General features: G+C 73.3%; 4 protein-coding genes and 1 pseudogene. 2 read left to right on the top strand and 3 right to left on the bottom strand.

Features of this window, described 5'->3' with window-relative positions:
• Nucleotides 1-97: 97 nt before the first annotated feature.
• From ACRX5W_RS03315 to ACRX5W_RS03305, 3 genes are read right to left on the bottom strand one after another with little or no spacing between them, the layout of a single operon-like run.
• Entirely contained in the window at nt 98-1,261 is a 1,164-nt protein-coding gene (locus ACRX5W_RS03315; RefSeq protein ID WP_436786356.1) for an ATP-binding protein, read from the bottom strand.
• Nucleotides 1,258-6,237, bottom strand: coding sequence for a hypothetical protein (locus ACRX5W_RS03310; RefSeq protein WP_436786355.1), 4,980 nt, complete (start codon nt 6,235-6,237; stop codon nt 1,258-1,260). The genes ACRX5W_RS03315 and ACRX5W_RS03310 overlap by 4 nt, the downstream gene beginning before the upstream one ends.
• Nucleotides 6,234-7,085 carry a DUF4132 domain-containing protein gene (locus ACRX5W_RS03305; RefSeq protein ID WP_436786354.1) on the bottom strand — a complete coding sequence of 284 codons (852 nt, stop codon included), beginning with the start codon at nt 7,083-7,085 and terminating at the stop codon, nt 6,234-6,236. Before ACRX5W_RS03305 ends, ACRX5W_RS03310 begins: the two co-directional genes overlap by 4 nt.
• Before the next feature lie 433 nt (nt 7,086-7,518).
• Between ACRX5W_RS03305 and ACRX5W_RS03300 the strand changes: the two genes are divergently transcribed.
• Together ACRX5W_RS03300 and ACRX5W_RS03295 are read left to right on the top strand one after the other, a co-directional pair.
• Nucleotides 7,519-7,794: a hypothetical protein gene (locus ACRX5W_RS03300; protein WP_436786353.1), complete on the top strand. Its 276-nt coding sequence runs from the start codon at nt 7,519-7,521 to the stop codon at nt 7,792-7,794.
• 187 nt (nt 7,795-7,981) lie between these two features.
• Nucleotides 7,982-8,653 (top strand): annotated as a pseudogene (locus tag ACRX5W_RS03295) (hypothetical protein); the annotation flags it as partial.

The following is an 8,653-nucleotide window of genomic DNA, read 5'->3' as shown; positions in this document are numbered from 1 at the left end:
GAAGCGGGGTGCGGTCGGCGCGGCGTCGCCGCTCGGGGGCACGATCGGGCCGGCGGCCCCGGCGTGGTGCGTCGGGCGTTGCGGTCGCACCTGCGGCTCACCCTTCCAGGACATGCCGCAGGTCCCACAGTGTGCGCCAGGTGGCCGAGCCCTGTTCGGCGCGGCGGCGCACGGCGGCGTCCCAGTAGCCGAGGAGTTTCGCGGCGTCGGCCGGGTCGTCCTTGCGGACCACGCCCAGCAGGTGGCCGGGCATGAGGCCCAGGACGTCGCGGTCGCCGGGGAAGTACGCCGATGCCAGGCCGAGGGCGGAGGCGACGGCGACCGCTTCGGCGGTGCTCATGACGGTGGACGGGCGTTCGATCTCCCAGCCCTCCGCGCTGCGTCCGGTGCGCAGGTCGCGGAACGCGACGACCAGCGCCTCCAAAACGGCGTCGTCGACGGAGAACGCCGCACCTGCGCGTTCGACCGAGCCGCGTGCCTGACGGCGCACCAGGTCCGTCTCGGCATCGAGGTCGGCGATCGGGCCGATGGTCTCGAAGTTGAAGCGGCGTTTGAGGGCCGCCGACATCTCCGAGACGCCCCGGTCGCGCAGGTTGGCGGTGGCGATGAGGGTGAAGCCGGGCACGGCGTGCACCTGGGCGTCGTCGGTGCCGGCGAGTTCAGGGACCGCGACGCGGCGTTCGGACAACAGCGACACCAGGGCGTCCTGCACCTCGGGGAGGCAGCGGGTGACCTCCTCGACGCGGGCGACGGCGCCGCGCGCCATCGCGGTGAGGACGGGCGACGGCACCAGGGCGTCGCGGCTCGGGCCCTGGGCAAGGAGCAGCGCGTAGTTCCAGCCGTACTTCAACTGGTCCTCGGTGGTGCCCGCGGTGCCCTGCACGGTCAGGCCGCTCGTGCCGCAGACCGCGGCGGCGAGGAGTTCGGACAGCATGGATTTGGCGGTGCCCGGTTCGCCGACCAGCAGCAGCCCGCGCTCGCCGGCGAGGGTGACGACGCAGCGTTCGACGAGGGCACGTTCTCCGACGAACTTCTGACTGATCGTCATGGACTCGGAGCCGTCGGGCAGTTTGAGCGCCTGGCCGGCGCTGCCCATGACGAAGGTGACGACCGCGCGCGGGGTGAGGCGCCACGCGGGCGGGCGCGGGCCCGGGTCGTACGCCGCGAGGAATTCCAGCTCGGCCGCGAACGCGTCCTCCGGCGGCTGGACTTGGCGCGAGGCGCCTTCGGGGGTGGTCGGGGTGGAGACGGTGGCGGTCATCGGCGGCGGCCCCTCCGGGTCGTACGGGTCTGAAGTTGCTCGAAGCCGGGCGCGTCGCCCGCTTGGACACGCTGCCATGCGGCGTGGAAGAGCTCGACGACGGGGCGGTTCGGCACCACGAGCGAGCCGTCCTGGACCGGGTAGAGCGCGTCCTTCCAGGTTTCCAGCGGCAGGGCCTTGCGGAACTCGTGCCAGCCGCCGGGCAGGAACAGCGACCGTCCGGCGCGGGCACGCTTGGCGGTGACCACCAGGTCGGTGGCGGCGAGCGCGGCACGGGCAGCCTTGAGGCGCGCGGGCTTCCAGCCGGTCCAGCGCGCGCTGTTGCGGTCGGTCGGGTCGGGCAGCGCGAGCAACTGGAGGTAGATGGTCGCGGCATCGGGGGTGATGGCGTAGGTCTCGGCGACCTCGGCAACCAGGTCGGGAGCGGACAGCGACGCGTCCTGGGCGTAGCCGGCCGGGCCGTCGGCGGCCACGACGCGTTCGATGTCGGGGCCGACGATGGTCCGCCACGAGCTCCCGAGGCCCCGGCTGGGTCCGGTGATCGCCTCCAGTCGCAGGAGGTCGGGGTCGTCGGGTCCGGTGAGCTTCGCGACGCGGAGGTGGATGTGCTCACCCGGCTGGTACCACGGGGTCATCACGATCTTCTCGCCGATCCGCACGAGGCCGTCGGCGTCCGCGCCCCCGGTTTCCGGCAGGCCCAGCGTCTCGCGCAGCACCACGGAGGTGTATCCGCCGCGCTCGGCCCAGGAGTGGCCGAAGTTGATCAGCAGTTCGGGGTCGGAAAGGCGCTCGCGGAGCGCGGTCAGCGTCCGGGGCAGGGGCTCGCGCAGAGGGTCCCCGAACGGCAGGCGGTAGGCGAGCCAGTGCAGCGCGCGCACGGCCGCGGCCAGGTCCCCGGCGTGCGGGACGACGCCGGGGGTGTCCGGGACGAGGTTGTTGTTGGCGTCGAGGCGCTGGACGGTCCGGCCGGTGAGGAGCGGGCTCGCCTCGGGGTTGAGGACCATCTCCACGGTCGTCTCGGACACCTGGGCCGCCGCCGCGTCGACCGCGACGCTCTCGGGGAGGCGCAGGAGGTCGCCGAAGTGGGCCTTCCAGACGGCCGCCGCCGCCTCGCCGTCGGGACCTTCGGTCCACCACGCCGCCGGGTCCGTGGGGATCAGTGCGGCGAGCAGGCGGCTGCGGACGTCGGTCGGGACGGCGTTCAGCTTCGCGCCGGCGGTGGCGATGTCGGCGGCCTTGACACCGCCGAGCGCGGCGCGCTTCTCGGCGTCGAGGGTGGCGCGTCCGTAGTAGTTGCTCTCGGGGAACGCGGCGAAGAGCAGGGTGGCTTCCGCGCGGCGGGCCCCGGTCGCGGCGACGAAGGCGTCGACGGTTTCCTTGCGCCAGAGGACCTGCCCGGAGGTACGGACCAGGTCGACGAGTGCGCGCATGCGGGCGGGGTCGTCGGAACCCTCGACGGGCCACTCCTCGTGCGACGTGAAGGTGTCGACCGCGCCGAACCCACCGCTCGGGTCGAAGTCGAGCGCCAGCCAGTGCTTGCGGTTGTCCGAACCCCAGCCGGCCTCGTGCGTGATGACCACGACCCGGTCGCCGCGCCGCAGGACCTGCCCGACGCGGGAGCTGTCGCGGTGTTCGGCGCACAGGATGACGCGGCGAAGTTGGCCGGGCCGGTGGAAGACGGGGTCCGCGAGCTCCTCGACGAACAGCGCGATGGCTTCGCGGTGTTCGTCGGAGGTGATGGGCGACGTCGCGCGGACGAGCAGCGAAGTGGCGTGGCCGAGCGCACCGGTCCAGTCGAAGCTGCCGGCGGGGATGCGGGTCTCGGTGGAGGTCCACGTGTCGGCTGCGGCGGTCGCCGCATCGGCGTCGGGTGCGCGCAGGAGCCCGGCCACCGCACGGATCTGGTTGAGCACGGTCCAACGGCCCGGGCTGCCGTACGAGCGGCCCTGCTGGCGGAACAGCCCGCGTGTGACCACCTGCAGGACGGCGTCCTCGCCGTTCGCGGGGCGGTACGGGCAGCCGTCGTCGGCTTCCTTCACCGACGGCGGCGCGGTGCCGAACTGGGCGAGGCGGCGCGTCAGTCGGGCGGCGAGCCGGGTCAGACCCGCGACGCCGGCGGCGACGCCGGGGTGGGTGACGGCGGGCAGGACGGCAGCGACGGTCGCGAAAGGAATGGGCTCGGCGGGAGCGGTGGAGCCCGGCTCCTCAGGGTCGTAGGCCGCGAGCGCCGCGTCGTATTCGCCGGCTGTTCCGGCCAGCAGGGCCGCCGCGTCGGCGTCGGCGACCGCCCGCAGCGCCTCGGACGACGCCACGTCACGCGGGCGCAGCGCGTGCCAGAAGGCGAGCGCGGGGACCAGCGGGGTGCCGGCCGCGTTCTCGCCGCCGCGTCCGCCCGAGTGGAGGCCGGCGAGCGGGACCGTGCCGTCGTGGATGTCGATGGAGTTCTCGGCGTCGACGACGGTCGGGCGGGCGCCGCCCGGCAGACGCAGGCCGCCGACGGGCATGTGGCGCGGCCGACCGTTCCAGTAGCGGTTGCCGGCCGGGAGGGTGACGGTGTGTCCGTCGAGGGTGCCGGCGGTGACGGTGTCCCCGTCGTCGCGGATCCAGCTTCCGATGTTGCGGCCGTCGGTGCCGAACGGGCTGGATTCCAGGCCGGGTTGCAGCGGCATCAGTTCGCAGCCTTCGGAAATGAGGCTGCCGCCGTCGGCGATGGCCGCCGCGAACGGGCCGGGCACCGAGAGGCGGCCCAGCTCGCCGGAGACGGGGTCGTACTCGCGCCAGCGCGCGGGCTGCTCGGACCGGTCGAGCGTCCAGTAGCCGATTCCGTCGGAGAGGATGTGGCGACGTGGCGGCAGGTCGGTGTCGCCGGCGTGCAGGATGCGACCGCCGGTGACGCGGCCGCCTTGCGGGTGGGCGACGGAGCAGACCATGGACTCCTCGCCCCAGCGGCCGGGCACATCGCCGCCGGGCTCGAAGACCTCGGCGGGACGCGACGACCAGTACGCCTTCTGCTCGCCGTCCACCCACCACATGACGAGCAGATCGCCGTCCACGTAGCGGAACTTGGGCTTGTACCACTTATCCAGCTTGTCGGTGATGCGCAGGTCGTGGTCGAGCAGGATGCCGTCGGGGCCGACCACCACGACCTTGGTCGCGGTGGCGATGATGAGTGCGGGCCACGCCTCGGCGAGGCGGAACTCCGGCGTTTTGCTCACGCCCTGGGGGTCGGCCGCGGCCAGGCCGGGTGCCGGGCCGGCGGCCGGGACGACGCCGAGGAGTTCCATGGCCTCTTCGAGCGCGGGCCAGCCGAGTTCGTCGAAGATGCCGGTGCGCAGGGTGCGGGCCAGGACGGGCGCGACGTCGAAAGCGTGGACGCGCGCGACCGCCTCGGGGTTGACGTCCGCGGCGACCGCGCGGAACGGCATGACGCGTTCGAGGGCGCTGCGCGCTCCGGGAAGACCGGACTCGGTGGCGAGTTCGTCGACCCGGTCGGCGAGCCAGTCGTGCATCGCCACGCTCAGCACCGGGTGTTCGGCGGCGGCGGACAGGTGGCGGGAGTTCCCGCCGAGCTCGCCCACGGCCTTGCGCAGCAAGGCGGTGTAGCGCTGGTCGGCACCGAAGGCGACGAGGTCGCGGCGGCCGGGCGCGGAGTCGTCGAGCCACGCCGCGATGTCGGTCTCGTGGTCGGGCCTGGGGTCGACGAGCGGCATGCCGTGGGCCAGGCAGACGTCGACGAGGTCGGGTACCGCTTCGCCGCGGTGTGTCCCGGTGAACAGGTCGACGGGCACGCCGTCCGCGATCACCGCGGGGGCCATGCGGGCGGCCAGTTCGAGGGTCGCCGCGTCGCGGGGGCGGTTGCCCCAGCCGCGCGCGGTGTGCCGGGCCCAGCGGCCGAGCCACGCCGCGGCTCCGCCGGGTTCGAGTGCGCCGGGGGTGGTGAGCAGTTCGTCCGCGCCGGCGGCGAGCAGGAGCGACATCCAGTAGGCGTCCACGGTCGCGGCGTCACCCGAGCTCGGTGTCGGGAAGATCTCCAGCAGCCGGCGGCGTACCGTCGGGTCCTCGGCGGCGAGGCCGGCGAGGGACTTGGCGAACGCCTTCCAGAACGTCAGCGGCGCGCGCACCATCGCGGGGCTGGGCAACAGCTCGGCCAGCAGCGCGCGTTCCGCGGCGGACTGGGCTTCGGCTCCGCCGCCGACCGCCTTGATCATCGCGCGGGCGTCCTCGGCGAGACCGGCGTACGGCTGCACCCCCGCCGCGCAGCGTTCCACGCACAACTGCCGGAACTCCGCCCAGGCCGCTGCTGGTTCGAGGCGCCGCCCGAGGTCCTTGGCGTACTCCTTGAGCGCCTTCGCGGTCAGCGCGCCGGCGAACGCGAACTCCAGGAAGACCGCCCGCAGGCGGGCCTCCTCGACCGGCAGGTTGTGGACGCGCTCGGCCTCGCGGGCCTTGCCGAAGAAGGTCGCGGCGTAGGTGGTGTTCTCGTGGCCGAGGAAGATCCGCGCGGCCTGCTCGTAGAAGGTCGGCAGGAAGTGCGGGACGGCCCGGCCGAGGGTGGCGCCCAGCGCGTCGAAGCCCTCTTTGGCGGCGCCGGGCTTCGAACGGGCCTGCCGGTCGAGGCGTTCGATGTCGCGGACCAGGGCGAGCGCGTGGTGCCCGTTGGCGGGGTCGTTGACGAGCGCCCACGCCGGGAAGCCGAGGGCCTCGCGGCGCACGTGGCCGACGTCGGGCGCGTCGCCGTCGCGGGCCAGGCCCAGGAAGTCGAGGGCGAGGTCTTCGGCGTCGCCGAGGGTGCCGGGGACGAGCCGGACTATTCGGCGGTCGTCGAGCGCGGCGTGGGTGTACGTGCGGGCGGTCAGGGTGTCGACATCGTCGCCCTTGGCGCTGCCGAGCGCGAGGATCGCGCCGGCGTCGAGCAGTGCGGCGGCGTCCGCCTCGGTGGGCGCGTTCGTCGCGGTGGTCGGCTGGGGGGTGGTCACGCCGCCTCCTCCTGCTTCTCGGTGGAACGTCCTGCGTACAGTGCGGCGGCCATGCGCATGCCCTCCGACCAGGCCACCGGCCCGACTTCGGTGAGGCGCAGCGTCCGGCCTTCGGCGTCGGACCACGACAGGCCGCCGGTCGCGGTGCTCTCGTACGGGTCGAAGTCGCCCAGCCACACGCGGGCTTCGACGGCCCGGGCGTCCTCCAGGACGGGGCAGACCGCCTGTCCGCCGCGCACTTGGTAGCCGAGCGACGTGGTGCGCCCGAACAGGAATCGGAGCTGGTCGTATTTGCCGCCGGCGTAGTCGTCGACGGTGGTGCTGTCGGCGGACAGGTCGTCCGGGCGGTGCCAGACCTCGCGGTAGAGCTGGCCGATGCTTTGTTCGACGCCGAGTTCGACGGCGAATTCGCGCAGGTCGTCGAGGTCGTCGAGGAGCACGGGGTGCGGGATGCGGACCTCGTCGGGGGTCAGCCGCACGGTGTCGCCGTCGAGGTCGACGATGCCGATGCCGCGCTCGGGGTCGGCGTCGCGCAGGAACCCGGTGGCGCCGTCGTCGGTGGCGACGACGAGGTCGCGCAGGACGCCCTGCCACGCGGGGTCGGGCCACACACGGGCGACGACCGGCGCCGGGACCGCGAACGAGCGGACCATCCAGCGCTCCACGTCCGCGCGGCAGGTGCGTTCGTGGCGTTCCAGCCACTCGACAAGCTGGCGCAGGCCGAGCACCGCGGGGTCGTCGGAGAGCTTGGCGGGCACGCTTTTCAGCCGCCTGCCCGACGCGTTGCGGCACACTACCGTGCCGTCCTCCAGGGCGACTTCATAGTCGCCGGCTTGGACCCAACCCATGAAAGAACCATCCCGCTGAGTGTGTCGGTCGCGATCCGGCCGTCCCAGAGGACGGTTCGGGCGGATCGCCGGGTAAGTGTCGTGTCAGGCAACCTTCACCTGCCCGCCGCCCTGCCACGGCACCGGATGCCCGCGATTGCTCGCTACGCTCATGCCGAGCGCCCACGCGGTCCCGACCGCGGTCGCACGGCCGTCAGGGCACCGCCGGGGCAAGGCGATGGTGGCACCGTGACGGCGACGACCGCGATCAGGATGGCGGGAACGTTAGCGGTATCCGGCGACAACGACCGGCGAACGCCCGGGGAATCGCCCGCGTACGACCGCCTGGGAGATGGACGCGGGCGCGCGGACCGGGTCAGGCTGGTCCGGATGCCGCCGCGGCCCGGCGGCGTGCGATGACGGTCCCGGGGGAGGTCCGGGGGATGGGGGCGCGATGCGGGTCCTGGGTGTGCTGATCGGCGCGGTGACCGTGGCCGCTTTCGTGGGCCTCGTGGCGAGCCGCCTGCGCTCCAAATGGCGGCGTGACGAGGACCTTTTCGACGGTTCGCCGCGCGTGGTCGTCCCGGAGCACGACGGCACGGTCCGCGTCGACATGCTGGTACGCCTGGCCCACAGCATGGGCTACACCCTCGCCGCGAAGCAGTCGACGCACGAACCCCCGGGAACGGAACTGGTGTTCGTCCGGGAGGGGGCCGAACAGGACTCCTGACGCCGCGTCGGATTCCGGCCGTGGCCGGGCCGATGAGTGCGGCGGGCGCGCAATTGGGTGGCCGGAAACCCCTTTCGGCGTAGGGGGCAACCCGTTCGGCACGGTTCGAGGCGTGCGGGATTGCGCGAGGCATTACCTAGGGTGACCGTTTTGAGCATGTTTGTCATGACTCATGGAGGAATCACCAGTGCGTAGCAACAAGCTTGTGGCGATCACGATGGGCACCGCGCTGCTGGGCGCCACGAGCCTGGTCGGCATCGCCGCCACGGCCTCGCAGGCTGCCCCGGCAACGCGTCCCGTCCCGGCCCCCGTCACCGACACCCTCGCCTCGGACACCCTCGCCTCGGACAGCCGCTCCTCGGACACCGCCGCAGCCGCGACACCCGTCGCGCAGCGGACACCGGAAAGCGCGCTCACCGAGACGCGCAACCTCATCGACAACGGCGTTCCGGGGGCCGAACCGGAGCTCGACGCGCAGCTGAAGCAAGCCCTGTGCGCCGCCGAACAGGCCGTGAAGACGCTGCAGGCCCACGCGTCGGCGCAGGAGATCACGAGGTCGTGGGTTCGCACGGTCCAGCCTCGCCACACGGTGCAATTGCCGGGCGTGAGCGCGTTGGCGCAGGTCTACGGCCTGGCCGGCGGCTCCGCTTCCGGCACCCCGGCCGCCCCGGCCGAGCCCAGGGCCGCCGCGCCCTCGGTGGTTCCCCTGCCCGACCTCAGCGCGTTGCTCGGCGCCGTCACCAGTCTCGACGTGGCCGGCACGCTGGGTGCGCTGACCCAACTCGTCGGCGACGTCCTCGCGACGCTGACCGGCACGGTCTTCGGCATCACCGGCTCTCTGACGGGCCTCGCCGGGGGC

This window comes from Yinghuangia sp. YIM S10712, assembly GCF_051388935.1.
Lineage (GTDB): Bacteria > Actinomycetota > Actinomycetes > Streptomycetales > Streptomycetaceae > Yinghuangia.
The sequence above is the reverse complement of the archived record's forward strand: the minus strand, read 5'-3'. Positions and strand labels throughout refer to the sequence as shown.